This window comes from Geothrix rubra (assembly GCF_030268065.1).
Taxonomy (GTDB): Bacteria; Acidobacteriota; Holophagae; order Holophagales; family Holophagaceae; genus Geothrix; species Geothrix rubra.
In genome coordinates this window covers 906,794-929,944 of record NZ_BSDD01000001.1, presented here as the reverse complement: position 1 = coordinate 929,944, position 23,151 = coordinate 906,794, and the positions used below count along the sequence as shown (strand labels likewise).

Sequence of the window (23,151 nt, the reverse complement as noted above, 5' to 3'; positions counted from 1 at the left end):
GCCCTGATGGCGGATTGGCTCCCGGAACGGCTTCCGGAGGACATCGACGCGGAACGGTCGTTCCTGGCCACGTGCTGCGCACCTGGCGCGGAGATGCTGGCCTCTGAAGTGGTCTTCACCCTCTCCGAGGAGGACTTCGTCCATCCGGCCCACCGGGCGGTGTTCCGGGCCCTCCGGAGCCTCCTCGAGGCCCAGGTGGAGGTCAACGCCCTCACGCTGAAGGACGCCCTGGATCAGGACGACAGCCTCAACCGCGTGGGCGGCTACCCGGGCCTGGTGGAGCTGCTGGCCGGCGAGGACGTGGGCCGACCCCAAGTGCTGGCCGACGTCATCCGGCGCAAGGCCAAGCTGCGACGGCTCGTCCACCTGGGTGCCCAGCTCGTGCGCCAGGCTGCGGAGGAGGACGAGACGCCGGAGGTGCTCACGGACCAGACGGCCCAGAGCCTCTTCCAGCTCGCCCAGGGCGACGCCAAGACCCGGGGGCTGCTGCCCATCGGAAGCGTGGCGGATGACGCCATGGAGCGCCTCCAGGACCGCCTGGAGGGGCGCCTGTCGCCCGGCGTGCGCGTGGGATTCAGCCGGTTCGACGAGCTGACCCAGGGCTTCCAGCCCGGCAACCTCATCGTCCTGGCCGCCCGGCCCGGCATCGGCAAGACCGCCCTGGCCCTGAACTGGATCCTCCGCGCGGCCCAGGGGCGGGATGGCCGGGACGGCACCTGCGGGGCCTTCTTCAGCCTGGAGATGAGCCACGAGGAGGTCTTCCTCCGCCTGCTCTCGGCCCACAGCCAGACCAACATGAAGGACATCCAGGCCGGTCGTGCCGCCGGCCACATGCAGACCCTGCTCCAGGCCCGGGATGAGCTGGCGGCCCTGCCCATCTACATCTGCGACCAGGCCTCCATCACCGTCCCCCAGATCCAGAACATGGTCGTGAAGCAGGGCAGCCAGAGCAACCGCCGCGTCGAGTTCGTGATCGTGGACTACCTGCAGCTCCTCAGCAGCCCCGAGGGCAGCCGCGGGGCCAAGCAGAACGAGGCGGTCCGAATCGGCGAGATCAGCCGTGGCCTCAAGCTCATGGCCAAGGACTTCGGCATCCCCGTGGTGGTGCTCTCCCAGCTCAACCGCGAGGTGGAGCATCGCACCGGCGGCCGGCCGCAGCTCTCGGACCTCCGGGATTCGGGCGCCATCGAGCAGGACGCGGACATGGTCGCCTTCATCCACCGGAAGATGGTGGCGACGGCGGCCGATGCCGAGCCCGATCCGACCGCCGAGCTCATCGTGGCCAAGCACCGCAACGGCCCCACGGCCATCATCCAGCTGCACTTCCAGGGTGAGCACGCCACCTACCGCGAGATGGTCCGGGAGACCGGCGGCTACGCCTGAACGGAGAAGTGGCCTCGCGGCCACTTCTCCGATAGCCCGCTTCGAGGCGGCTGCTACTCCAGTCCGAAGGTGGAGTTCTCCAGATCCTTCCTCTCGGTATCGCCTGCGGCGATACGCGAGGCCTCCTCCGGTGAAGGAGGCGGCCTTTTCGGGATCCGCTACTCCAGTCCGAAGGTGGAGTTCTCCAGTTCCTTCCTCTCGGTATCGCCTGCGGCGATACGCGAGGCCCCCTCCGGTGAAGGAGGCGGCCTTTTCGGGATCCGCTACTCCAGTCCGAAGGTGGAGTTCTCCAGTTCCTTCTTCACAAAGGCCATGAAGAGGTCGCCGGTGGCGCCATCGATGATCCGGTGATCGAAGCCGAGGCTCGAGAACATGATCTGGCGGATGGCGATGAAATCGGTGCCGTCGGGGCCGGTGACGACGACGGGGCGCTTGACGATGGCGCCCACGCCCTGGATGGCCACCTGGGGCTGGTTGATGATGGGCAGGCCGAAGGTGTCGCCGTAGACGCCGGGGTTGGTGATGGTGAAGGTGCCGCCGCTGATCTCGTCGGGCTTGAGCTGCTTGGTGCGTGCGCGCTCGGCCAGGTCGTTCAGGCTGCGGGCCAGACCGCCCAGGTTCATCATGTCGGCGTTCTTGACCACGGGCACGATCAGGCCCCAGTCCAGGCTCACGGCGATGCCGAGGTTGATGTCCTGCTTGTAGACGACGTTGTCGCCGTCCACGGAGGCGTTGGCGACGGGGTAGGCCCGGAGGGCCTTGCAGGCCGCCATCATGATGAAGGGCATGAAGGAGAGCTTGGTGCCGAACTGCTCCTCGAAGGCCTGCTTGTGCTTGTTGCGCAGCCTGGCCACGTGGGTCATGTCGATCTCGAAGACCGTGTAGACGTGGGCGGAGGTCCGGCGGCTGGCCACCATGTTGTCGGCGATGATCTTCCGCATCCGGCTCATGGGCTCGACCTTCACCCGCTCTCCGGCGGCGAAGGCCGGCACGGCCGGGGCCGGGGCCACCGACAGGGCGGGCGTGAGGCCCAGGGTGGGCGCGGAGGGATCGTGGACCGCGGGCAGCGAGGGGGCGATGGCAGCGGGTGCCGCTGCCGTGGCCGGCCCCTTGGCGAGGTAGGCCTCCAGGTCCTCCTTCGTCACCCGGCCCGCCTGGCCGGTGCCCTGGATGCGGGCGAGGTCCACCCCGTGCTGGCGGGCCATCTCGCGCACCAGCGGGCTGCTCTTGGTCTTCAGGCGGCCCTCGAGGCTGTTGTCATCCTCGACGCCCATGGGGTGGATCGGGGCGGCCAGGGGGGCTGCGGCGGGGGCGGCAACCGGGGCCGCTGCGGAGGCAGGGGGCGCCCCCGCAGGCTTCTCGGAGGCGTCGCCGATGCGGGCCACCACGGTGCCCACGGGCACGGTGGCGTTCACGTCCACGAGGATCTCGAGGAGCGTGCCGGCGGCGGGAGCGGGGATCTCCGCGTCCACCTTGTCGGTGCTGATCTCGTAGAGGGTCTCGTCCTTGGCGATGGGATCGCCGACCTTCTTGTGCCACTTGAGCACGGTGGCTTCGGCGATGCTTTCGCCCATCTGGGGCATGATGACGTCAAAGGCCATGGGTGGCTCCTATGAGGGCAGGGGAGGGGTCGTCAGGTGGTGGGCGGTGGCCAGCTGGAAGGCGTGGGCCGCCTTGAGGAGGGCCACGTCAGCCAGGGCCGGGGCGATGAGCTGCAGGCCCACGGGAAGGCCCCCGGCGAAGCCGGCGGGCACGGACAGGCACGGGACGGCGGCGAGGGACGTGGTGACCGTGAACACATCCGCAAGATACATCGACAGGGGATCGCCGGTCTTGGCCCCCAGGGGGAAGGCGGTCACGGGGCTCACCGGCGTGGCCAGCAGGTCCACGGACCTGAAGGCCTCCTGGAAGTTCCGGGTGATGAGCGTCCGGGCCTGGAGGGCCCGGAGGTAGAAGGCCTCGTACCAGCCGCGGGAGAGGCAGAAGGTCCCGAGGAGGATCCGCCGCTTGGCCTCCGGGCCGAAGCCGCGATCCCGCGTCTCCGAGATCAGGTCCGCCAGGTCCAGCCCCTGATCCGGGGCCCGGTACCCGTACCGCACCCCGTCGAAGCGGCTGAGGTTGCTGGACACCTCGCTGGTGCAGACGAGGTAGTAGGTGTCGATGGCATAGCGGGTATGGGGGAGGGAGACCTCCACCAGGTCGGCCCCCAGGGCGGCGAGCTGGTCCAGGGCGGCCTCCAGGACCTCGCGGACCTCCGGAGCCAGTCCCGGCCCCCAGTACTCGACGGGCAGGCCGATCCGCTTCCCCTTGAGGTCGGCAGGCTGGAGGGGGAAGAGCGCCCCGGTCCGGGGCAGGTCCACCGAGGTGCTGTCCCGCGGGTCGGGTCCGGCCATCACCTGGAGGGCGGCGGCGACGTCGGCGGCTGTGGTCCCCACCGGGCCCACCTGGTCCAGGCTGGAGGCCATGGCCGTGAGCCCGTACCGGCTCAGGACCCCATAGGTGGGGCGGAGTGCGGTGACATTGCAGAAGCTGGCGGGCAGGCGCACGGATCCCCCCGTGTCGCTGCCCAGGGCCAGGGGTGCGTACCCGGCCGCCACGGCGACGATGGGGCCGGAGCTGCTGCCGCCGGGCACCCGGGCGGGATCCCAGGGGTTGAGGGTGGGGCCGAAGGCGCTGTATTCGCCGCTGGAGCCCATGGCGAATTCATCCATGTTCGCCTTGGCGACGGGAATGGCGCCCGCCGCCAGGAGCCGCGACACCACGGTCGCGTCGTAGGCGGCCTGGTGGCCCTCCAGCATCCGGGAACCGCAGGTGGCGGGGAGGCCTGTCCAGGCGAGGTTGTCCTTGAGGACCACCGGCAGGCCGAGCACGGGGGTCCGTTCCCCCTCCCGGAGCCGGCGGTCCGCCTCCCGGGCCAGGGCCAGGCTCCGGGAGGCATCCGTGGCGAGCACGGCATGGAGCTGGCCATCCCGGGACCGGATCCGTTCCAGCGACTGGCGGACCAGGGCTTCGGCTGACAGGTCGCCGGCATCCAGCCCGCCGCGCCAATCCATCGCCGTGCCCAAGGCCATCCCGTCTCCCCGAACCTTCTACTGTGCCATCAGGTGGAGCCGCGTGCCATCTCCCGGGACCCACGGGCACCCTTCCATTTCTCCAGAATGTCCTGGCCGCTGCCGTTGCACCGGTGGTCGGGGCCTGCACTCCGGATGGAAATAGGCTACCATCCTCTGCTCAAGCCCCGCTCTGGCACGCCCCCTGCGAGTCCGTCCCGGGGTGACCCCTGGAAGACCCATGAATCCATTCGAAGTGCTGGAGATCCCTGCCGACGCCTCCAACGAGGACATCAAGGCCGCGTACCACCGCCTCGCGAAGCAGTGGCATCCGGACCGGTACTCCGGGAAGGAGAAGGAGGCGGCCGAGGCGAAGTTCCGGGAGCTGGCCGAGGCCTTCAGCATGCTCAAGGATCCGGGGCGCCGGCTGACCCTCCAGCAGCAGCAGCCCGCCCGGCCCCAGGCGCCGACCCCCGCCGCCGCCCCCCCCAGACCCCAGGAGATGGCCGGGGAACGGTCCCCCGAAGACTGGGCCACCATGGCCCGGGAGGCTTTCAACGACGGCAAGGTGGACCAGGCCCGTGCCCTGATCCACTACGCGATCCGCATGGACGGCTCGAAGGCCGCCTACCACGCCCTCCTGGCCGGAATCCTCGAGCAGGAAGGCGGCGATGTGCGGGCGGTGATCAAGGCCCTGGAGACGGCGGTCCGGCTGGATCCCAAGGACGTGGAGAGCCACATCAAGCTGGCGGGGCATTTCCATGGGCTGGGCATGGCCGCGCGCGCCCAGCGCCATGTCGATCTCGCCCGGGAGCTGGCGCCGAACCATCCGAAGCTCCGGAAGCACCGCCCGCCCCAGCAGCCGCAGGCCCATGGGGGGAAGGGACAGGGCAAGGGCAAGACGCCCGTCGTGCAGCCGGGTCTCATGGATCAACTCAAGGACCTGTGGGGCCGATTGACGGGAAGGGGTTGACCATGGCGATTCGCGCCGCAGGAATGACGGATGTTGGCTGCGTGCGCAAGCACAACGAGGACAGCTTCCTGGCGGCGCCGGAGCTGGGCCTCTATGTGGTGGCGGACGGCCTGGGCGGACACGCCGCAGGGGAGGTCGCCAGCCGCATCGTCGTCGAGCGGGTGGCCCAGTTCGTGGGCGAGACCACGGAGAAGGACCGCACCTGGCCCCTGGAATACGACACCACCCTGAGCTTCGACGGGAACCGCCTGAAGGTGGCCCTCCTCCTCTCGGATCAGGCCATCGCCGACGACATCCGCAGGAACCCGGAGCGGGAGACCATGGGCTCCACCGTGGTGGCCTGCCTCCTGAGCGGCACGAAGGCGACCCTCGCCCATGTCGGGGATAGCCGGGCCTATATCCTCAACAAGGAGGAGATCCGCCAGGTGACCCGGGACCACAGCTGGGTGGCCGAGCAGGTGGCCAATGGGATCCTCACCCCTTCGGAAGCCCGGGTGCACCCCTTTCGCAACGTGATCACCCAGGCCCTGGGAAACGGGGGGGACCTCGAAGTTGAGGTCCAGGAACTGGAACTTGGGAAATCGGACCGGCTTTTGCTTTGTTCCGACGGCCTGTCAGGAATGGTGGGCGATGCTCAGATCTGGGACATTGTGAATCAGTCGCCGAACCTACAGACCGCGGTGGAAGCCTTGATCTCCGTGGCCCGGAACAACGGGGGTGAGGACAATATCACCGCCGTGCTCGTGGGGTGGGAGCCGGAGGAAGGCTGACGCAAAAATAGTTAACCTTGACGTAATCCTGTCCGGCGGTACCATTTCCTTTACCTAATTCTCCAAGTGAGGCGTCCGGTGGGTCTTTTCGGAAGCAAAACCAAAAGTCTTGTCGGCTTGGATATCGGTTCCAGCTCAGTGAAAGTCTGTGAACTGCAGCAGGTGGGGAAGGGTGGTTCCACCCGCTACCGTCTGCAGAAGCTGGGGCAGATCCCCCTTGCCGCCGACGCCATCGTGGATGGCGACATCATGGATAGCAACGCTGTAGCGTCGGCTATCCGTCAGATACTCGCAGAACAGAAAATCAAGGCCAAGGATGTGGCGATCTCCGTATCCGGCCAGCAGGTCATGGTCAAAAAAGTGACATTCCCCCTGATGAGCCAGGCGGAATTGGCGGAATCGGTCCGATGGGAAGCCGAGAGTTTCTTCCCGGCCGGCCAGGGGCTCGATTCCTACGCGCTGGATTATTACCTCATCGAGGAGCGGGCCCAGGAAGGCAACATGGACGTCGTCCTGGTGGCCTGCCGCAAGGACAAGCTCGAGTCCTATGTGAGCTGCGTGACCCAGGCCGGGTGTGCGCCCAAGGTCGTGGATGTGGACGTCTTCGCCCTCCAGAACGCCTATGAGGTGAACAGCGTCGGCGCGGGGCGGGACGAGGTGGTCGCCCTGGTGAACATGGGCGCGACCTTCACCAACCTCACCATGATGGTCGGCGGCAAGTCGGTCTTCTGGCGGGACATGGCCTGGGGCAGTGGCCGCTATTCGGAAAAGCTGATGGAGGACTGGGGCCTCGGCCGCGAGGCCTCCGAGCAGCTGAAGCGAGGGCAGCAGGCCGATGGCCGCACGCCCGAAGAGGTGCAGCCCTCGATCAACGCCGTGTCCGACGCCTTCGCCGACGAGCTCAGCCGGACCCTCGACTTCTTCAAGAGCAGCTTCAAGGTGGACCGCCTGGACCGGGTGCTTCTGGCCGGCGGCGGCTCCCTGGCCCACGGGCTGCTCGACGTGCTTGCCGACCGGCTCCGCGTCTCCGTGGACCGCCTGAATCCCTTCCAGCTCATCGAAGTGGATGGCCGGACCGAGGATCCCGTCACCGTGCGGGAGATCGGGGGCGCCGCCGCCGTCGTGGTCGGGCTGGCCTTGCGCCAAGTGGGGGACCGATGATCAAGATCAACCTGCTGGGTGACGCGCTGGCCTCCGCGGGGGCCAAGAAGGGCGCCGACAAGGGGGCCGCCGAACCGGCCCAGGTCTACTCCGGTGGCGAAGGTGCGGCCCGCTCCAGCCTGCCCATCGCCGGGCTCATCGTGGGCATCCTCTTCGCGGCGCTCGGCGGCCTCTACTACGTCTGGCTGAACAACGAGTTCAACCATGCCAAGGAGAAGAAGGCCGAACTGGAGCGTGACAAGAAGCAGTACGAGCCCTACATCGCCCTGGAGAAGAAGTTCCGAGAGAAGAAGGAGGCCCTGCAGAAGAAGGAAGAGGTGATGACGAACCTGAAGCGTCAGCAGGCCCTTCCGGTCCACTTCCTCGAAGAGCTTGCGAACAGCCTCCCCGATGACGTCTGGTTCAAGAAGATCACCCAGAAGGGATCGACCATCACCATTGATGGGGAGAGCCGGAACTTCGAGGCCATCAACGCCTTCTACGGGAATCTCCAGTCCCGGACGCGCTGGTTCCAGAAGATCAACTACCCGGGGGCCAAGCGGGTGGCGAACGGATCCCTGGAATTCACCATCACCTTCGAACTCCAGAACGCCGTCTGAGGTAGATCATGAATCCCCAGCTCCAGAAACAGATCCTGGTGGGTGCGGTGGCGGGCATCGTGGTGGCCGCGCTGGTGTTCTTCCTGCTCGGCGGCATGAGGACCGACCTCGAGGCCGTCCGGGCCGACAACCAGGCCCTGCAGGCCTCCGTCGACAAGGGAAAGCTGCTCAAGGCGAACTACGAGAAGCTCCGCGAGGAGGTCGCCAAGCAGGACAAGCGCATCGAGCAGCTCGTCAAGATCATGCCCACGGAAACCGACTACGGCGAGATCCCCTACCGCATCAAGAAGCTGGCGGATGATGCCGGCATCGACCAGGTGTCTTTCGCCCTCATGCCGGACCGGAAGTCCACCTACTACACCGAGAAGCCCGTGGCCTTCGAGTTCCGGGTGGGCTACCACAGCTTCGGCCAGTTCGCCTCGCTCATCTCCGGCTACGACAAGATCATCAACCTGTCCAACATCGAGATCACCCGGAAGACCGACAGCCGCAGCGTCTATCCCGCCTCGGTGAAGTGCACCGTCAGCGCCTTCGTCTACAATCCCGAGCCGCCCCCGGCCGAGCCCCCTGCCAGGAAGCCGGCGGCTCCCGCCGCTCCGGCTCCGGAGAAGGATTGAGGAACCCAGCCATGGCCCATCGCCTCCAGCCCCTCGCCTTCCTCGCCGGGACCCTCCTGCTCGCCCAGGCGCCCGCGCCCGCCCCGGCCACGACCGGCCCGGTGCCGGCTGCCGCGCCCGTTCCCGAGGATGTGGCCATCATCAAGGCCACGCCCTACAAGCCCGTCATCCAGCGGGATCCCTTCGCGACCCCCCGGGATGACCGTCCCACGGATGCCCAGGACCTCCTGGACGACATCTCCGTGAAGGGCGTCCTCCGCCGGGATGGCAAGAATTTCGCAATCATCTCCGACAGTCGGGGAAATGTCCGGTGGCTGCCCGTCGGCCACCGATTCAAGGATGGAGAGATCGCCGCCATCACTGACAGCGCCGTGATCTTCCATCAGTGGGAACTGAACACCACCAACCGTTCGGTCTTCCGCACCGTTACCAAGACGTTCAAGCGCGAGGAGGGTAATCGATGAATGCTCGCCTGAGTTCCTTGCTGGTCGCAGGGGGCGTGGTCCTGGCGGGGATCCAAGCGGGATCCCTCCTGGCCGCTCCCCTCGAATCGGAAACCGGCTTCGTCCCGGCCCACACCGCGGCGACCCTCCAGTCCGCCACCCTCGTCTCCGACGGGGCCGGGGCGAAGGTCGTCCTGAGGGTCCCGGGATTCTCGGCCAAGCCGGGAGTCCAGGTCCTCTCCTCGCCCATGCGGGTGGTGGTGGACCTGCCCGGGGTCGAGCGGGGCACCCTCGTCACGCGGAAGGATCTCGCGGGACTGAACCATCCCCTGGTCCGCAAGGCCCGCCTGGGCCAGTTCGTCGCGGCGCCCCATCCGGTGACCCGCCTCGTCCTGGAAGTGGCTTCCGGCACCCAGGTGACCGTGGACACCACGGCCGATGGGGTCCAGCTGCTGCTGGCGCCCGGCCAGGGCGCGGTGCGGGCCAGCCTCGGGACGATCGCCCCGGTGGTCTCTCCGTCGATGCCCGTGCCCGCGGAGGTCGTGACGGCCCAGGCTGCGCCGGCCCCGGTGACGCCGCCCGCGGCCGCCCCGGTACCGACCCAGGCCCCTGTGGTGGCCGCGAAGGCCCTCCTGCCGCTTCCCAGCGCCGGCGGGGCGTTCCAGAGCCTTCCCCAGCTTGCGGCCTCCACGGCGCTGCCCGTGGCCAGTCCCGATGCGATCCAGGTTCCGGAGCCCGAGAAGCCCCGGCCCGCCGCCCCTTCGCCATCGCGGTCTGCCGGCCGGACCCTGGGCGAGACCCAGTACAACTACACGGGCGCCCGGATCACCATCGACCTCCAGAACACGGACATCCGGGAACTGCTCCGGATCCTGGCCGACACCGGCAAGCTGAACCTCGTGATCGATCCTGATGTCCAGGGCACCCTCGGCGTCCGGTTCACGGACACCCCCTGGGACCAGGTGCTGGACGTGGTCCTCAAGAACGCGGGGCTCGGCAAGGAGATCCAGAATGGCGTCCTCCGGGTCGCCAAGATGGAGAAGCTCCAGAAGGAGGAGGAGGACCGGAAGAAGCTGGAGGAGACCAAGGCCCTGGCCGGTGACCTCCAGACCATGACCCGTCCCCTGTCCTACGCCAAGGTGAGCGACGTCCAGAAGATCCTCAAGGACATGCTGACCAAGCGCGGCTCCGTCATCCTGGACGACCGCACCAACACGCTCATCATCACGGACCTGCCCAAGAACCTGAAGGTCATCGACGAGCTCATCCAGACCCTCGACGTGCAGATCCCCCAGGTGCAGATCGAGGCCCGGGTGGTGGAGGCCAACAAGAACTGGCAGCAGGCCTTCGGCGTGAAGTGGCCGCAGTCCAACAGCGGCAATGTGGCCATCACCAGCGGAGGCAGCAGCTCCACCTCGACCCCCTGGCTGGGGACGGCCTCCCCGTTCTGGAATGGCGCGACGGGATTCAACCGCCCGGCCTCCGGGCAGACCGCGGGCGTGGCCTGGGCCCCTGGCAAGGATGGCGTGACCAGCATCGCGAACCCCGCCGGCGAGTTCTGGTTCTCCTTCCTGAGCGACCGGTTCAGCGTGAACGCGGTCCTGCAGGCCCTGGAGACGGAAGGCGTCGTGAAGATCGTCTCCTCCCCGAAGGTGGTGACCCAGAACAACAAGAAGGCGACCATCCTCAGCGGCGAGAAGATCCCCTATCCCACCCAGCAGGGCGGGGCCCAGGGCGGTGCCATCACCGTGGCCTTCGCGGATGCAAACCTCCAGCTCGACGTCACGCCCCAGATCACCAACGAGGGCACGATCATCATGGACATCAAGCTGGAGAAGGCCGAGGCCGACTTCAGCCGCACCGTGAACGGCACGCCCACCATCGTCCGGAAGGCCCTGGACACGCAGGTGCTCGTCCGCGACGGCGGCACGGCCGTGCTCGGCGGCGTCTATGTCACGAACCGCACCAACGGCATGACCGGTGTCCCCTTCCTTTCCCGGATCCCGATCCTCGGCGCCCTGTTCCGCTCGAAGACCAAGTCGGAGTCCAACGCCGAGCTGCTGATCTTCATCACGCCGCACATCCTGCGCGGCTGATGGCAGGCCTCAAACGAAGAACGGCCCCATCGGGGCCGTTCTTCGTTTGAGGGGGGCCGGTTGCCTACTTGGCGATGGGCAGCGTGCGGACGAGGCGCTTGCAGGAGTTGCAGAGGATCGTGTAGTTGTCCGGCTGGTCGAAGCGGTACTTGAAGCCCGGATCCTCGGAGACCTTCTCGAGGTGGCCGAACTGGTACTCGGCGATGCGGACGCTCTGGGGGGCGGTCAGATCGGCGCCGCAATGGGTGCAGGAGATGGCGGCCATGCTTGCTCCTCGTGGCTGGATTCAGGAGTGGAACAGGTTCCAGAGCCACCAGCTTAGCAGAGCCAGCGCGAGGAGCCCCACGCACAGCCGCAGCAGGAACCTGCCTATCTTGTAGGCCAGGAGCAGCACCAGCACGAGGATCGCGGCGCCTGTGACGATCAGCACAATGTTCATGCGCGTCTCCCGGAGGCGTCCCAATGGTAGAACCCGCGGCCGGCGCGCTGGCCCGTCTCGCCGCGGGCCACCTTCTCCTGCAGGAGCCTGGGCGGCGCGAACCGCGGATCGCCGGTGCTGCGGTGGATGCCCTCGGCGATGGCCAGGCGCAGGTCCAGGCCCACCCGGTCGGACAGTTCCAGCGGACCCACCGGATGCCCGTAGCCCAGGGTCATCAGCGCATCGAGATCCTCCGCTGCGGCGATGCCGGCCTCCAGGAGCCGCATTGCCTCGAGGCCCTGCGCCAGGGCCATCCGTGCTGCGGCGAAGCCCGCCTGGTCCCGCACCTGGGCCACCTGTTTCCCGAGCGCCCCGGCCAGGTCGCGGGCCCGGTCCACCCAGGCCTGGGGCGTGCCGTCGGGAACCACCAGCTCCACCACCGCCATGCGGGGGACGGGCACGAAGAGGTGGAACCCCAGGAGCCGATCCCGGAGCCCGGCCTCCCTCGCCAGATCCGTGACGGGCAGGCCGGAGGTGCCGCTGAGCACGGGCAGGTCCGGGCCCCCCCAGGCCGCTGCGGCGGCCAGCACCCGGACCTTGGCTTCGACCACCTCGGGAATCGCCTCCAGGAAGGCCGCGGCTCCGTCGAGGGCCGCCGGGCCGAAGGGGAGGGCCTCCAGCCGGGCGCTGGCCGCGGCGTGAGCCGCCGGGTCCAGCCGGCCCTTCCGGACTGCCGACTCCCAGCGGCGCTCGATCCCCGTGCGTCCGCGGGCCGCGTGCTCCGCATCGCGCCCGAGCAGCCGCACGGCCAGTCCCCGCTCAGCGGCCCACTGGGCCGTGGAGAGGCCGAGCACCCCCGGTCCCAGGATGGCCAGGGGGCCGTTCATGCCCGCGCCCCGGCGGCCCATGCCCCGAGTCCCGATTTCCCGGCGCCTTCCTTCATGCGATCCACTCCCCCTCCCGGTATGATGAACGCAAAGGGCCGTTGAATCTTCCCGCATCCCACCGTCCGGCAGGGCCGTCTCGCTTCATGCTCATCGATTACGCCGCCATCACCCATCCGGGCAAGGTCCGGAAGAACAACGAGGATGCCTATCTCCTGAGCGCGCTGGACGGCGAGGAACCCATCCTCAACAGTCCTTCGCGGTCCCTCAAGGTGGGCGATCCCGGTCTGCTCGTGGCCGTGGCCGACGGCATGGGCGGCGCGGCGGCCGGCGAGGTGGCCAGCCGGGAAGGCCTGGCGGCCGTCTCGGTCTACCTCTTCGGGCACTGGGGCCGCCTGGCCACGACCAAGGCCAGGGAAGAGGAGCTCATCCAGGCCCTGGTGACGGCCGTGGAGCAGGCCAGCGATGCGGTGCTGCGCTACTCCGACGATGACCGGACCGCGCGGGGGATGGGCTCCACGCTCACCGCTGCGGTGGTCTGGAGCGGCCACGCCTACATCGCGCAGATCGGGGATTCCCGCGCCTACCTCTACCGCCAGGGCCAGCTCCACCAGATCACGGAGGACCAGACGCTGGTGAACGACCTGGTGGCCCAGGGCAGCCTGACCCGCGAGCAGGCCCGCACCCATCCCCAGCGCAACATGATCACCCAGGCCCTGGGGTCGCCCCAGCCGCTGCAGGTGGCCCTCTACCGGCTGGCGCTCCGCCGCGGGGACCGGCTGCTCTGCTGTTCCGATGGCCTGCACGGGGAGCTCTCCGACGAGCGGATCCTCGACGTGCTGAGGCGGGATCAGACGCCGAGGCGGAGCCTGGACCTGCTCGTGGAGGAGGCCCTGGCCCAGGGCGGCCGCGACAACATCACCGCCGTGCTCCTGCTGGCGAACGATCCCATGCTGCCCCTGCCGGGCGACGGGGAGGTCCCCGAAGTGCTCCGGCCCGACCGGAGCGGCGGGGGCGGTGGGCTCTGGCAGATGCTTCGTGGATTTTTCGATGGAAGGCGGCGCCGATGAGCATGCTGCAGGGTTCGGTCTCCCTCAAGCGGTTCCTGGTGCTCGGGCCCGTGCCGGACCTGGAGGACCTCCAGGCCGGCCTGGTGCAGGACCAGTTCCGCCCCTTCCAGGACGGACTGGAGGAGGAGCGGATGGGCTGGTGCGATTGGCGCAACCCCCTCATCACGCCGCCGGAGCAGGACTGGGTCAGCCAGGAGCGCTTCGCCGTCTTCGCCCTCCGCATCGACACCCGCCGGGTGCCGCCGTCCCTGCTCAAGGCCCACGTGGATCTCCGTGCCCAGCAGCTGGTCCAGGAGAAGGACCTGGCCTTCCTGGGCAAGGAGGCCCGCCTCTCCCTGCAGGACGAGATCAAGGTCGAGCTGCTCCGGAAGGTGCTGCCGGTGCCCAAGGTGGTGGAGGTGGCCTGGGACCTCAAGGGCGGCCTGCTCTGGACCACGGCCTCCTCCGCCAAGGCCCAGGGGGCGCTGGCCAGCCTCTTCATGAAGTCCTTCGGCTGCGAGATCCATCCCCTGGCCCCGCTCGTCCTGTCGGGCCGCTTGTGTCCCGACCTTTCCGTGGAGGCCCTGATGGCCCTCGATCCCATCGACCTCGAGCTCGAGGAGGCCCAGGGATGAAGCCCATGGAGCTCATGGAACAGGGCCGTTTCCTCGGCGAGGAGTTCCTCCTCTGGCTGTGGATGCGGAGCCAGACGGAAGGAGGCGCCAGCGGCGAGGAGGGCGACGGTTCGGCCTGCTTCGTGGATGACGCCATCCAGCTGGCCTCCGAGCGGGGCGAGGTGAAGGAGATCTCCCTCCGCAAGGGCAGTCCCGCCGAGAGCCGGGAGGCCTTCGAGGCCCTCAGCCGCGGCATGCGTCCGGCGCGCGTGAAGCTCCGCATCCTCTCGGGGGACATGGAGTGGGTCTTCACCCTCAATGCCGCGACCCTGGACATGGGCACGCTGAAGCTCCCCCCGAGCAGCGGCAAGGCCCCCCAGGACCGTCTCCACGACCGCCTCTACCTGCTGGAGGAGGGGGCGGGGCACCTGGAGCGCCGCTTCCAGCACTTCCTGCGCGCCCGGGCCGAGGATGGGGACGGGATGGCCGAGTCCCTGAAGGCCTGGGTCCGGGGCGGCCTCGCCGGCCCCGGGGGAGAGGTGCCTTGGGAGGCCTGAGCCTCCTGCTCCCGGCCCTCCTGGCGGCGCCACCGGTCCAGGATCCCGCCCCGGTGATGGTCCACGCCCGGACCCCGTCCGGCCAGCTCCTCATCCTCCGGCTCCAGTTCCGCAAGGGCCTCAGCGTGGAGGGGCGCGGCCTTCCCAGGGCCTTCCTGGCCAAGGGGGCGGATGCGCACGGGTGGGTGCCCTTCGAGCAGCTCTCGCCCGACGGGAAGCGCTGGGCCCTGGCGGCCTTCTTCCCCGGGGACCAGTGGCGCAGCGATGGCGTGCGGCACGTGGTCCGGCACCCCGAGGTGGAGTCCGTGTGGACCCTGGCGGCCCTGTTCACGGGGCATGGCCAGAACTACGACAAGCTCATGGCGGAGAACCCGGGGCTCCCCGAGAAGCTGGTGGAGGGCGACACCTGGCGCATCCCGCTGCCGCTGCTCTCGGTGGACCTCGGCGGCCAGACCCGGGGCGCGGACCGCTCCCAGCCCGAGGATGACCTCGACGACGAGGCCCGCGTGGCCGCCTACCGGGCCCTGCTCACCTACGGCGAGGACGCCCAGGGCAAGTACGCCGCCTACCACCTGCGCAAGGGCGAGGCCCTCTACTCGAGCGTGGTCATGCGGTACACCGACCGGGTGGATCCCAAGGCCGTGAACGACTTCGCCGAGCAGCTGGCCCGCCGCAGCGGCATCGCCGACCTGCGCAGCATCCAGCCCGGCCAGCTCATCAAGATCCCCGTCTCCGTACTGGCGGATCCCTTCCAGCCCGAGGGCACCGTGGGCCTGGCGGAGGAGCGGGAAGTGCGGGCCGAGGTGCGCCGGACGGTCCGCGTGGAGGCCGGTCCCAGGCTCAAGGGCGTGCGCATCGTGGTGGACGCGGGCCACGGCGGGGTGGACATCGGGGCCGCCGCCAACGGCGCCTGGGAGTCCGACTTCGTCTACGACATCGCCATGCGGGTCCGGCAGCTGCTGGAGCAGGAGACCGACGCCGAGGTGAGCAGCACCATCCGCTATCCCGGGCTGGGCTTCCGCACCCGCGACAGCATCAAGGCGCCCAGCCACGCGGCGGAGATCCTCACCACGCCGCCCTTCGCCAACGACGGCGAGAGCCCCACGGCGGTGAGCGTGCACCTGCGCTGGGTGCTGGCCAACGAGCTGTTCTCGGACTTCGTGGCGAAGCACGGCGATCCGAAGAAGACCCTCTTCATCAGCTTCCACGCCGACAGCCTGCACCCCAGCTCGCGGGGGACCATGGTCTACGTGCCGGGCGCGGCCCTGGTGCCGGCCCGCTTCGCGCTCAACGGCGCCCGGGCGGGCCGGGTGGCGGAGATGAAGCGGTTCTCCCGCGTCGCCTTCACCCCGCGCCAGAAGCTGCAGGGCGAGGCCCGCAGCCGCCAGTTCTCCGAGACGCTGCTGAAGGCGCTGGGCCGGGGCGACATCCCCGTCCACCTCAACCGCCCCATCCGGAACGTCGTGATCCGGAACGGCGTGAAGTGGGTGCCCGCCGTGATCCGCTACAGCACCAGCGCCACCAAGGTCCTGGTGGAGGTGGCCAACCTCGCCAACGACGAGGATGCCGCCAACCTGCGGGATCCCGCCTTCCGGGAGCGGTACGCCGTGGCGGTGGTGAACGCCATCCGGGCGTACTATCGGGGGTAGCCGCCCCGGCCCAGACGGGAGGTTTCATGCGAGGCCTGTGGATCCCCCTCGTCCTGCTTGCGGCCGTCGGCCTGGCCTGCCGCCGGGCCGAACCCGTCCCGCCTCCCGCGGCCCGCATCGTCGTCCGCTTCCTGGACCGGGATGCGGTGCTGGCCCTGCCGTCCGTCCCGCCGGAGGGAACCTGGCGCCTCATGAACGCCGGCCAGTGGGAACCCCTGGAGCTGCGGTGGAAGCCCGGACCGCCCCGGATCGGCGCCACGGTCGTGGGGCGCACGGCCCCTGACTGGGTGATGCTGGAGGATCCCTCCGGCGAGAGCCACCGCGTGGTCATGCGCGGCCCCGGCCCCGAGGAGCTGGCCCGGCGCAACGAGCGCCTGGATCCGGATGAAGTCGATGCCCTGGCCGTCCTGGGCCTGCTCTGGGCCCTCGCCTGGTCCCGGCACTGAGGGGATTGTGCAAACCTAGTGTTGCGAGGCATCCTGGGGGAAAGCCCCTGGAGGTCCCCATGCGCTGGCGCCCATCCTTCGCGTTCCTGCTGGCCGCGGCCCTGGCCGCGCAGACGCCCCTGACCTATCCGGCCACCCGGAAGGGGGACGTGGTGGATGACTACCACGGCACGAAGGTGGCGGATCCCTACCGCTGGCTGGAGGACGAGAACAGCGCGGAGACGAAGGCCTGGGTGGAGGCCGAGAACCAAGTCACCTCCGCCTACCTGGACCAGATTCCCGAGCGCGACGCCATCCGGGCCCGCCTGACCCGGCTGTGGGACTTCGAGAAGTACAGCGCCCCCAGCAAGCGCGGGAAGCACTACTTCTACAGCGCCAACACGGGCCTGCAGAACCAGGCGGTGCTCTACGTCACGGACCGCCTGCAGGACCGGGGGCGGGTGCTCCTGGATCCCAACGCCCTCAGCGCCGACGGCACCACCGCCCTCAGCGGGATGTCGCTCTCGGAGGACGGCGCGCTCATGGCCTACGCCCTGTCCAAGGGCGGGGCGGATCTGGTGGTCTGGAAGGTCCGCCGCGTGGCCACGGGCCAGGACCTGCCCGACGAGCTGCCCCTGGGCCGCAGCGGCGTGAACGCCTGGGCCAAGGACGGTTCCGGCTTCTACTACACCCGCTACCCCCTGCCGAAGGACCGCAGCGCCCTCACCGGCGTCTTCCGGAACCAGCAGCTCCTCTTCCACCGGCTGGGCACGCCCCTGGCGCAGGACCGGGTGGTCTACGAGCGGCCGGACCATCCGGACTGGGGCTTCCGCGCCCACGTCACGGACGACGGCGCCTGGCTGGTGATCGCCCAGAACGAGGGCACGGGCCAGCGGCGGCGCATCTTCCTCCAGGATCTCCGGAAGCCCGGCGCCCAGGTCGAGCCCTGGCTGGACCGCTTCGACGCGGCCTACCAGGTCGTCGGCAACGACCGGGACACCTTCTACGTCTTCACCGACCACGACGCCCCCCGGGGCCGCCTCGTGGCCATCCGGAAGGCCCATCCCGACGCGAAGGACTGGCACGAGCTCATCCCCCAGGCCAAAGGCCAGGACGTGCTCGCCGGCGTGAACCTGGTGGCCAACCGCTTCGCGGCCACCTGGCGGGTGGACGCCCTCCAGCGGGTGCGCCTCTACGACCTGAAGGGCCGGCTCCAGAAGGAGATCGCCCTTCCGGGCGTGGGCACCCTGGCCGGCTTCGGCGGGCGCCGGAAGGACCGCGAGACCTTCTACACCTTCACCAGCTACAACCTCCCCCCCACCCTCTACCGCTACGACTTCGCCACCGGGAAGAGCGCCGTCTTCCGCCAGCCCAAGGTGGCCTTCGATCCCGCCCGCTTCGAGGTGAAGGAGGCCTTCTACACCAGCAAGGACGGCACCCGCGTGCCCCTGTTCCTCGCCTACCGGAAGGGCCTGAAGCTCGACGGGCAGAACCCCACCCTGCTCTACGGCTACGGCGGCTTCAACATCCCCGCGGCCCCGGCCTTCGCCCCCGCGAACCTGGCCTGGATGGAGATGGGTGGCATCTACGCCCAGGCGGCCCTCCGGGGCGGCAGCGAGTACGGCAAGGCCTGGCACGACGCCGGGCGGCTCGCCAACAAGCAGAACGTCTTCGACGACTTCATCGCCGCCGCCGAGTGGCTCATCCGCGAGAAGTACACCTGCACGCCGAAGCTGGCCATCATGGGCGGCTCCAATGGCGGCCTGCTGGTGGGCGCCTGCATGACCCAGCGGCCCGACCTTTTCGGCGCCTGCCTGCCCATGGTCGGCGTCATGGACATGCTGCGGTACCACACCTTCACCATCGGCTGGATGTGGAAGAGCGACTACGACGTGTCCAGCGACCCCGAGGGCTTCAAGCGGCTCATGGCCTACAGCCCCCTGCAGAACCTGAAGCCCGGCGTGGCCTACCCGCCCACCCTGTTGACCACCGGCGACCATGACGACCGCGTGGTGCCCGCCCACAGCCACAAGTTCATCGCCACCCTCCAGGCCGACCAGGCCGGTCCCGCCCCCGTCCTCACCCGCATCGAGACCATGGGCGGCCACGGCGCCGGCAAGCCCACCGGCAAGGTCCTCGCCGAGCGCGCCGACCAGTGGGCCTTCCTCGTGAAGAACCTGCACATGACCCTCCCCCCCGACTTCGGGAAAGAGCCCCAGCCTTGATTCCGGCCGCCCTCCCAGGCACACTGGAGAGCCAGCGCCAACTTAGCTCAGCTGGTAGAGCAGCTGATTCGTAATCAGCAGGTCGCAGGTTCGAATCCTGTAGTTGGCTCCAACGCAAAGGCCCCCCAAAGCGGGGGCCTTTGCGTTGGCGTGAATCCCTGCGGGATTCGAACCTGCGAGTGGACTTCGGAGGCGTGCCTTGATGGCACGCCGGAGAAGGCCGGCGGCTGGCGAAGCCAGACGCGGTTCGAATCCCGACCGCGTGGGACGGCGCCCCACCTTGCTTCGGATAGGCCCTTCGAAGGCATGGCCTCGGCTTACCGAATATGGTCGTGCGTACAGTGAGGCTAAGATGCCTAATCAGATGATTTGGAACCGGATACATAGCTCTGAAGCAGTACCAAACCGATCTTGTTGTTGCTATCTGGAGTAAGGTCGACCCGGTACAAGCCGGATGGTATGGGTCTCTCGGTGGATTTCTCAGGGGCTAATCCGCTGGGTGCACGCAGCAGCCCAGAAAGGTTGCCCTCAAGCAACTTCTGGACGGATCCCAATACCGCTGTGTTGTCGGAGTTGTCCTTGATGTTTCCGAGTCGCCAGCCATCGGTGATCGTGATGTCGGCCCCTGACTTTCCGAAGCCCGATTTGACATCGACGAGATAGGGCTTCCGATAATCGGGGAGAACAAAAGGGGCGCCAGCCGTGCATTGGACGATGGACTCGGTGCATTTCCCATCCTTGTCCTTCTTCAGACAAACCTCTTTCGACGTGATTTCTACGACGACCATGGGCTCATAGACCACGTAGCCGCTCTCATTGGCCTCGGTCTGGTGCAAGGCAAGGGCGCGCTGGGGCGAAATGGGCGTGATTTTCACGCCGGCGCATCCGAGCGCGAAGACGAGCGAAAGAACAACTGGCAAGGCCTCACTTCTCATGTGCGCCTCCTGAACGGTTGCGGGAGTCTAGGCCTGCTCAAGCGGGGGGATTGAGAAAATCCGTTGGCGGTATCGATCTAAGGCCCGGACGGTCCAACCGGAAATTTCGACGGTTCGGGTCCACCCTGCGGGGGCCAGCTTGGATCCCTCTCGCCTTTCGCAGGTCTATCTGGGGCCCCTGAATGTTTTTCTCCTGCGTCCGTCTCGACCCATCACTCCCTTACAAATATTGGGGCTGATGGGCCGAGCGTGAGCTCGCCGTCTGGTCCATACGGACCGGTGATATCGGTGTGAGTCGTGCCTGATCCTCACGAGTTCGAGCCGATCTCACAACTTTGTGGAATATATTTTAGGTTAATTGCTTTAATTTGGATAATATTTATGTTTTATTTTAAGTTTATGAACTATAATGATGATAGTTGTTTATAGCTCACCATGCTCTTTGATTCTATCTTTAACTTCAGCATCTATCTGGTTTTTAATTTTTGTTAAGTCGTCTGCAAAGTGTGCTGATCGAATATCAAACCATTCTTCTAGATTCATCTTTAAAAAGAAGAGAGATATTATTATTGATGTGAATGCCGAAAATGCTAATGACAAACTAATTATTGAACAATGATCATTTGGGATTGCACCAATTGTGAGTTGCGCAATGGAAGAAATAAATGATAATAATATAGAAGCAAAAAGATAGTCGCTGAAATTCATTAATGGTTCTAGAAATTCCTTTTTTTCTCCCAGCCTTACATCCTCAATATGCTTTTTTTGATAACTCTGATCTTTAAATACCTCATCATGGATGCGGAAAATGGAAAATGTTTTTACGGAAAACAGAAAGCTCCCTGCTGTAATAAAGCCAGCAAATAAAGGTGTTCTGTAAATAGTTGAATATATTTTATATATATCGGGATTTTTTTCTGAGCAAAACTTCCATATCTCTAAACTGACGAGTGGTAGTGCAAATGATAGTATAATAGGCATTAGAATATAAAAAATTATTCGAGTTCTATTCCTATTATCTTGAGGGTTTGAGGCTAATTGCATCATTTCGAATTCTTTCTTGTAATCATTGGTTCTGTGGAGGCTCTTGTTATTAAAGCATCAAATATTATGCAGCTTTCAAATTTTGCTAACTCTAGTTCGACAATTTTGTTAGAAATATCGTCATACCTATAAGTTTCAAATGAACGAATATTATTTTCAAGATTAATGAGTTGGATTACACCATCTTCCTCGCCATGGATAGTGCATTTTTTGGGCTTTGTACGTGTAATGACTTCAACTATATTAGCAGTAAGTTTTCCTAATTCACCTTCTTCAACTGCCTTAAACGTTAAAAATTCTCGATGACTTTGAAGATATTTTTTGCTTGGAGAAAATAGCCTTGAAACATATCTTGGTTCAGAAAATTCAATAGACATGGATTTCAATGAAGATAGTTCTTCGACCAGAGCCGCGAAATCACCAGGCCTCACGAGTGGAACTGCTTTAAGGCTGTTGCCATAATTTTTTTCGTAATATTCTTTGAATTTTTCTTCTCTTTCGATTCGAGGGATCGCTTTGAATGTAGCTTTTGCGTCAAGAAGAGCCATTTTTTTCCATGCCCTTCCAAGTTGTTTACAAAATGATAAAATGCTGTATGAGCCAGATGGATACAGATAGAATCCCTTTAATGAGTTCTTATTGACGATGAAAAAATTATATTCCATCAATTCACTATCTTTTTCCATGCCTTTAACTATGATTTTAAGGCCACTGGTTTCCTTTTTTAGTGTGACAAGGGTTTTTTGTTTTTTAATAGTTACAACAAGCCCTTTGAAGTAATCCCCACTGGGGTGTTCTGAAAATAAAAACATTCTTTTAAACTCTTTTCCATCGATTTTTTCATCGTTGAAAGAAGCAAGATATTTTGTAAAATCTGCTAGAGTGAATTTATCGCCAAGCTCAAGCTCAATACCAAGTAACTTGACGGCCATTTGCACTCCTGGGCTTGTTGCGATCCTAGCTCACCCGCGCTGTATTGAGGCTATTTTTAGGCTGAACGGTATATTTTGGGGGGGGGAACGGTAGGATAAAGTTACCAGTACATTGAGATTGAATTCGAAAAACCAAGTCTGCGATGACTCAGGGGGTGTCGAGCATCAGGGGCAGGCCTCTCATACCCTTCTCCCGTCGGCTTGTTCAGAAGGATGGCCTTGGCTCCGGTCTCGGAGCCCTTAAGGCAAAAGGACACCACCCCCCATCTCCACCTCGCCCTAGCGCAAGCGCAGGATCTCGTCGAGCCGGGCGCCGGTGGTGATGAGGAGACGAATGGCGGCCACCGCAACACGCGGCTGCGGTCAGCGCCGCCTGTTCACCCCGGCCGCCTGAACGCCACGATATTCCCCGCCGCCCCTCCGTCCGTCACGGTCTCAGGCGCCGCCCCCACCCCCTCCAAATCCTCCACCCGGTAGCTGTTCTCCACGCCGTTGTCCCAGCGGACGTAGTAGGGGCGGGGGGCGGCGCCGGGCTTGTGGGGGCGGTCTTCGGCGAGGAGCACGGTGCCGGGGGTGCCTCCGCCCTGGCCCTGGGGGACGAAGTGCGGCCAGGCGCCCCCGTAGCAGGTCACGCCCTCGCGGGTGAGGCGCACCCGATCCCCTGGCTTGAATGCGTAGTCCACGATCACTCCGGGATGACGTGCGGGCCACCTGCGCCCACCCTGCATTCTCCGCCAATCGGGCCCCGGATGGCGGACGTCGGTGTCGACAGGACATGCCCCCGGGGAACGGATCTGGTAGCCTGATCGGCAAAATTCCGTTCGAGAGGACCGCGCCATGATCCGAAATCCCATGCTCGTCGCCGGGTTGGCGCTGGCGTCCCTCTTGTCGGCCCACGGGGCGAAGGGCCCATCCACCCGGCTCCCGTCGAAGCTGATCCAGACGAAGAGCGGGCTCAAGTACGCGGACCTGGTGCAAGGGACGGGGCCCTCGCCGAAGGTGGGGCAGGGCTGCGTGGTGGAATACCAGGGGTGGGTGGCCCGCGGCCGCCGGAAGGGGAAGCTGTTCGTGGACTCCCGGGCGCGGGGCTACCCGGCGGAGTTCCCCTTCGGGGTGGGGCGCGTGATCAAGGGGTGGGACGAGGGCCTGGCCACCATGAAGGCCGGCGGCCGGCGCCTGCTGGTGGTCCCGCCGGCCCTGGGCTACACCGCCCGGGAGGCCGGGACGGACATCCCCCCGGGTTCGACCCTGATCTTCGAGCTGGAGCTGGTGGCGCTCCGCTAGCCGATTCGCCTGATTCCCCGATGATCCGCCTCCGAGGTGCGTG

Annotated in this window: 24 protein-coding genes and 1 tRNA gene; 16 read left to right on the top strand and 9 right to left on the bottom strand. The window is 65.8% G+C overall.

Going from position 1 to position 23,151, the window contains the following annotated elements; genetic code table 11:
• Positions 1-6: 6 nt before the first annotated feature.
• Positions 7-1,383, top strand: coding sequence for a replicative DNA helicase (locus QSJ33_RS04225; RefSeq protein ID WP_285723244.1), 1,377 nt, complete (start codon positions 7-9; stop codon positions 1,381-1,383).
• Between the two features lie 263 nt (positions 1,384-1,646).
• On the opposite strand, the gene QSJ33_RS04220 is transcribed toward QSJ33_RS04225, so the two are convergent.
• Both QSJ33_RS04220 and gatA read right to left on the bottom strand, forming a co-directional pair.
• Positions 1,647-2,984 (bottom strand): dihydrolipoamide acetyltransferase family protein, encoded by a 1,338-nt coding sequence (locus QSJ33_RS04220; protein WP_285723243.1) that lies wholly within the window; start codon positions 2,982-2,984, stop codon positions 1,647-1,649.
• A gap of 9 nt (positions 2,985-2,993) precedes the next feature.
• Positions 2,994-4,454, bottom strand: a complete 1,461-nt coding sequence (gene gatA, locus QSJ33_RS04215; protein WP_285723241.1) for an Asp-tRNA(Asn)/Glu-tRNA(Gln) amidotransferase subunit GatA — start codon at positions 4,452-4,454, stop codon at positions 2,994-2,996.
• A gap of 220 nt (positions 4,455-4,674) precedes the next feature.
• On the opposite strand from gatA, the gene QSJ33_RS04210 reads away from it, so the two are divergent.
• The 7 genes from QSJ33_RS04210 to QSJ33_RS04180 all read left to right on the top strand — a co-directional run bounded on the left by QSJ33_RS04210 (position 4,675) and on the right by QSJ33_RS04180 (position 11,092).
• Positions 4,675-5,406 carry a J domain-containing protein gene (locus tag QSJ33_RS04210; RefSeq protein WP_285723236.1) on the top strand — a complete coding sequence of 244 codons (732 nt, stop codon included), beginning with the start codon at positions 4,675-4,677 and terminating at the stop codon, positions 5,404-5,406.
• Between the two features lie 2 nt (positions 5,407-5,408).
• Positions 5,409-6,176: a Stp1/IreP family PP2C-type Ser/Thr phosphatase gene (locus tag QSJ33_RS04205; RefSeq protein ID WP_285723230.1), complete on the top strand. Its 768-nt coding sequence runs from the start codon at positions 5,409-5,411 to the stop codon at positions 6,174-6,176.
• Between the two features lie 66 nt (positions 6,177-6,242).
• Positions 6,243-7,337, top strand: a complete 1,095-nt coding sequence (pilM, locus tag QSJ33_RS04200; RefSeq protein ID WP_309564086.1) for a type IV pilus assembly protein PilM — start codon at positions 6,243-6,245, stop codon at positions 7,335-7,337.
• Entirely contained in the window at positions 7,334-7,936 is a 603-nt protein-coding gene (locus QSJ33_RS04195) for a PilN domain-containing protein (RefSeq protein ID WP_285723226.1), read from the top strand. The genes pilM and QSJ33_RS04195 overlap by 4 nt, the downstream gene beginning before the upstream one ends.
• A gap of 8 nt (positions 7,937-7,944) precedes the next feature.
• A complete protein-coding gene (locus QSJ33_RS04190; RefSeq protein ID WP_285723225.1) occupies positions 7,945-8,553 on the top strand; it encodes a type IV pilus inner membrane component PilO in 609 nt (202 codons plus the stop codon).
• 11 nt (positions 8,554-8,564) lie between these two features.
• Positions 8,565-9,017, top strand: coding sequence for a hypothetical protein (locus QSJ33_RS04185; RefSeq protein ID WP_285723223.1), 453 nt, complete (start codon positions 8,565-8,567; stop codon positions 9,015-9,017).
• Positions 9,014-11,092 (top strand): type IV pilus secretin PilQ, encoded by a 2,079-nt coding sequence (locus QSJ33_RS04180; protein WP_285723221.1) that lies wholly within the window; start codon positions 9,014-9,016, stop codon positions 11,090-11,092. Before QSJ33_RS04185 ends, QSJ33_RS04180 begins: the two co-directional genes overlap by 4 nt.
• A 64-nt stretch (positions 11,093-11,156) precedes the next feature.
• Here QSJ33_RS04180 and QSJ33_RS04175 read toward each other — a convergent pair whose 3' ends face one another.
• From QSJ33_RS04175 to QSJ33_RS04165, 3 genes are read right to left on the bottom strand one after another with little or no spacing between them, the layout of a single operon-like run.
• Entirely contained in the window at positions 11,157-11,357 is a 201-nt protein-coding gene (locus QSJ33_RS04175) for a hypothetical protein (RefSeq protein ID WP_285723219.1), read from the bottom strand.
• Positions 11,358-11,378: 21 nt separating this feature from the next.
• Positions 11,379-11,531: a hypothetical protein gene (locus QSJ33_RS04170; RefSeq protein WP_285723217.1), complete on the bottom strand. Its 153-nt coding sequence runs from the start codon at positions 11,529-11,531 to the stop codon at positions 11,379-11,381.
• Positions 11,528-12,397, bottom strand: coding sequence for a 3-hydroxyacyl-CoA dehydrogenase family protein (locus tag QSJ33_RS04165; protein ID WP_285723215.1), 870 nt, complete (start codon positions 12,395-12,397; stop codon positions 11,528-11,530). Before QSJ33_RS04165 ends, QSJ33_RS04170 begins: the two co-directional genes overlap by 4 nt.
• A 143-nt stretch (positions 12,398-12,540) precedes the next feature.
• Here QSJ33_RS04165 and QSJ33_RS04160 point away from each other — a divergent pair, with 143 nt between their 5' ends.
• The 7 genes from QSJ33_RS04160 (at position 12,541) to QSJ33_RS04130 (ending at position 19,025) form a co-directional block, all read left to right on the top strand.
• Positions 12,541-13,464, top strand: a complete 924-nt coding sequence (locus QSJ33_RS04160; RefSeq protein WP_285723213.1) for a PP2C family protein-serine/threonine phosphatase — start codon at positions 12,541-12,543, stop codon at positions 13,462-13,464.
• Positions 13,461-14,078, top strand: a complete 618-nt coding sequence (gene rdgC / locus QSJ33_RS04155) for a recombination-associated protein RdgC (RefSeq protein WP_285723212.1) — start codon at positions 13,461-13,463, stop codon at positions 14,076-14,078. Before QSJ33_RS04160 ends, rdgC begins: the two co-directional genes overlap by 4 nt.
• On the top strand, positions 14,075-14,614 hold the full coding sequence (locus QSJ33_RS04150) for a hypothetical protein (protein WP_285723210.1): 540 nt from the start codon (positions 14,075-14,077) through the stop codon (positions 14,612-14,614). The genes rdgC and QSJ33_RS04150 overlap by 4 nt, the downstream gene beginning before the upstream one ends.
• Complete coding sequence (locus tag QSJ33_RS04145; protein ID WP_285723208.1) at positions 14,602-16,263, top strand: N-acetylmuramoyl-L-alanine amidase family protein; 1,662 nt, start codon at positions 14,602-14,604, stop codon at positions 16,261-16,263. The genes QSJ33_RS04150 and QSJ33_RS04145 overlap by 13 nt, the downstream gene beginning before the upstream one ends.
• 26 nt (positions 16,264-16,289) lie before the next feature.
• Positions 16,290-16,709: a hypothetical protein gene (locus QSJ33_RS04140; protein WP_285723206.1), complete on the top strand. Its 420-nt coding sequence runs from the start codon at positions 16,290-16,292 to the stop codon at positions 16,707-16,709.
• Between the two features lie 59 nt (positions 16,710-16,768).
• Positions 16,769-18,913 carry a prolyl oligopeptidase family serine peptidase gene (locus tag QSJ33_RS04135; protein ID WP_285723204.1) on the top strand — a complete coding sequence of 715 codons (2,145 nt, stop codon included), beginning with the start codon at positions 16,769-16,771 and terminating at the stop codon, positions 18,911-18,913.
• Positions 18,914-18,949: 36 nt separating this feature from the next.
• A tRNA-Thr gene (locus QSJ33_RS04130) sits at positions 18,950-19,025 on the top strand.
• A 244-nt stretch (positions 19,026-19,269) separates the two neighbouring features.
• On the opposite strand, the gene QSJ33_RS04125 is transcribed toward QSJ33_RS04130, so the two are convergent.
• From QSJ33_RS04125 to QSJ33_RS04110, 4 genes are all read right to left on the bottom strand, one after another.
• Complete coding sequence (locus tag QSJ33_RS04125) at positions 19,270-19,848, bottom strand: hypothetical protein (RefSeq protein WP_285723203.1); 579 nt, start codon at positions 19,846-19,848, stop codon at positions 19,270-19,272.
• A gap of 423 nt (positions 19,849-20,271) precedes the next feature.
• Positions 20,272-20,895 (bottom strand): hypothetical protein, encoded by a 624-nt coding sequence (locus tag QSJ33_RS04120; protein ID WP_285723201.1) that lies wholly within the window; start codon positions 20,893-20,895, stop codon positions 20,272-20,274.
• Complete coding sequence (locus QSJ33_RS04115) at positions 20,892-21,824, bottom strand: hypothetical protein (protein ID WP_285723200.1); 933 nt, start codon at positions 21,822-21,824, stop codon at positions 20,892-20,894. The genes QSJ33_RS04120 and QSJ33_RS04115 overlap by 4 nt, the downstream gene beginning before the upstream one ends.
• Positions 21,825-22,201: 377 nt before the next feature.
• Complete coding sequence (locus QSJ33_RS04110) at positions 22,202-22,507, bottom strand: hypothetical protein (RefSeq protein ID WP_285723199.1); 306 nt, start codon at positions 22,505-22,507, stop codon at positions 22,202-22,204.
• Between the two features lie 154 nt (positions 22,508-22,661).
• Here QSJ33_RS04110 and QSJ33_RS04105 point away from each other — a divergent pair, with 154 nt between their 5' ends.
• Positions 22,662-23,108, top strand: coding sequence for an FKBP-type peptidyl-prolyl cis-trans isomerase (locus QSJ33_RS04105; protein WP_285723198.1), 447 nt, complete (start codon positions 22,662-22,664; stop codon positions 23,106-23,108).
• The last annotated feature ends 43 nt before the right edge of the window (positions 23,109-23,151 follow it).

What these genes read in the sequence shown, in the direction of transcription:
- QSJ33_RS04105 (WP_285723198.1), top strand. Translation starts at nt 22,662, where the DNA reads ATGATCCGAAATCCCATGCTCGTCGCCGGGTTGGCGCTGGCGTCCCTC.
- QSJ33_RS04140 (WP_285723206.1), top strand. Translation starts at nt 16,290, where the DNA reads ATGCGAGGCCTGTGGATCCCCCTCGTCCTGCTTGCGGCCGTCGGCCTG.
- gatA (WP_285723241.1), bottom strand. Translation starts at nt 4,454, where the DNA reads ATGGCCTTGGGCACGGCGATGGATTGGCGCGGCGGGCTGGATGCCGGC.
- QSJ33_RS04225 (WP_285723244.1), top strand. Translation starts at nt 7, where the DNA reads ATGGCGGATTGGCTCCCGGAACGGCTTCCGGAGGACATCGACGCGGAA.
- QSJ33_RS04135 (WP_285723204.1), top strand. Translation starts at nt 16,769, where the DNA reads ATGCGCTGGCGCCCATCCTTCGCGTTCCTGCTGGCCGCGGCCCTGGCC.
- QSJ33_RS04180 (WP_285723221.1), top strand. Translation starts at nt 9,014, where the DNA reads ATGAATGCTCGCCTGAGTTCCTTGCTGGTCGCAGGGGGCGTGGTCCTG.
- QSJ33_RS04220 (WP_285723243.1), bottom strand. Translation starts at nt 2,984, where the DNA reads ATGGCCTTTGACGTCATCATGCCCCAGATGGGCGAAAGCATCGCCGAA.
- rdgC (WP_285723212.1), top strand. Translation starts at nt 13,461, where the DNA reads ATGAGCATGCTGCAGGGTTCGGTCTCCCTCAAGCGGTTCCTGGTGCTC.
- QSJ33_RS04195 (WP_285723226.1), top strand. Translation starts at nt 7,334, where the DNA reads ATGATCAAGATCAACCTGCTGGGTGACGCGCTGGCCTCCGCGGGGGCC.
- QSJ33_RS04150 (WP_285723210.1), top strand. Translation starts at nt 14,075, where the DNA reads ATGAAGCCCATGGAGCTCATGGAACAGGGCCGTTTCCTCGGCGAGGAG.
- QSJ33_RS04160 (WP_285723213.1), top strand. Translation starts at nt 12,541, where the DNA reads ATGCTCATCGATTACGCCGCCATCACCCATCCGGGCAAGGTCCGGAAG.
- QSJ33_RS04115 (WP_285723200.1), bottom strand. Translation starts at nt 21,824, where the DNA reads ATGGCCGTCAAGTTACTTGGTATTGAGCTTGAGCTTGGCGATAAATTC.
- QSJ33_RS04175 (WP_285723219.1), bottom strand. Translation starts at nt 11,357, where the DNA reads ATGGCCGCCATCTCCTGCACCCATTGCGGCGCCGATCTGACCGCCCCC.
- QSJ33_RS04125 (WP_285723203.1), bottom strand. Translation starts at nt 19,848, where the DNA reads ATGAGAAGTGAGGCCTTGCCAGTTGTTCTTTCGCTCGTCTTCGCGCTC.
- QSJ33_RS04170 (WP_285723217.1), bottom strand. Translation starts at nt 11,531, where the DNA reads ATGAACATTGTGCTGATCGTCACAGGCGCCGCGATCCTCGTGCTGGTG.
- QSJ33_RS04165 (WP_285723215.1), bottom strand. Translation starts at nt 12,397, where the DNA reads ATGAACGGCCCCCTGGCCATCCTGGGACCGGGGGTGCTCGGCCTCTCC.
- QSJ33_RS04120 (WP_285723201.1), bottom strand. Translation starts at nt 20,895, where the DNA reads ATGATGCAATTAGCCTCAAACCCTCAAGATAATAGGAATAGAACTCGA.
- QSJ33_RS04205 (WP_285723230.1), top strand. Translation starts at nt 5,409, where the DNA reads ATGGCGATTCGCGCCGCAGGAATGACGGATGTTGGCTGCGTGCGCAAG.
- QSJ33_RS04210 (WP_285723236.1), top strand. Translation starts at nt 4,675, where the DNA reads ATGAATCCATTCGAAGTGCTGGAGATCCCTGCCGACGCCTCCAACGAG.
- QSJ33_RS04190 (WP_285723225.1), top strand. Translation starts at nt 7,945, where the DNA reads ATGAATCCCCAGCTCCAGAAACAGATCCTGGTGGGTGCGGTGGCGGGC.
- QSJ33_RS04185 (WP_285723223.1), top strand. Translation starts at nt 8,565, where the DNA reads ATGGCCCATCGCCTCCAGCCCCTCGCCTTCCTCGCCGGGACCCTCCTG.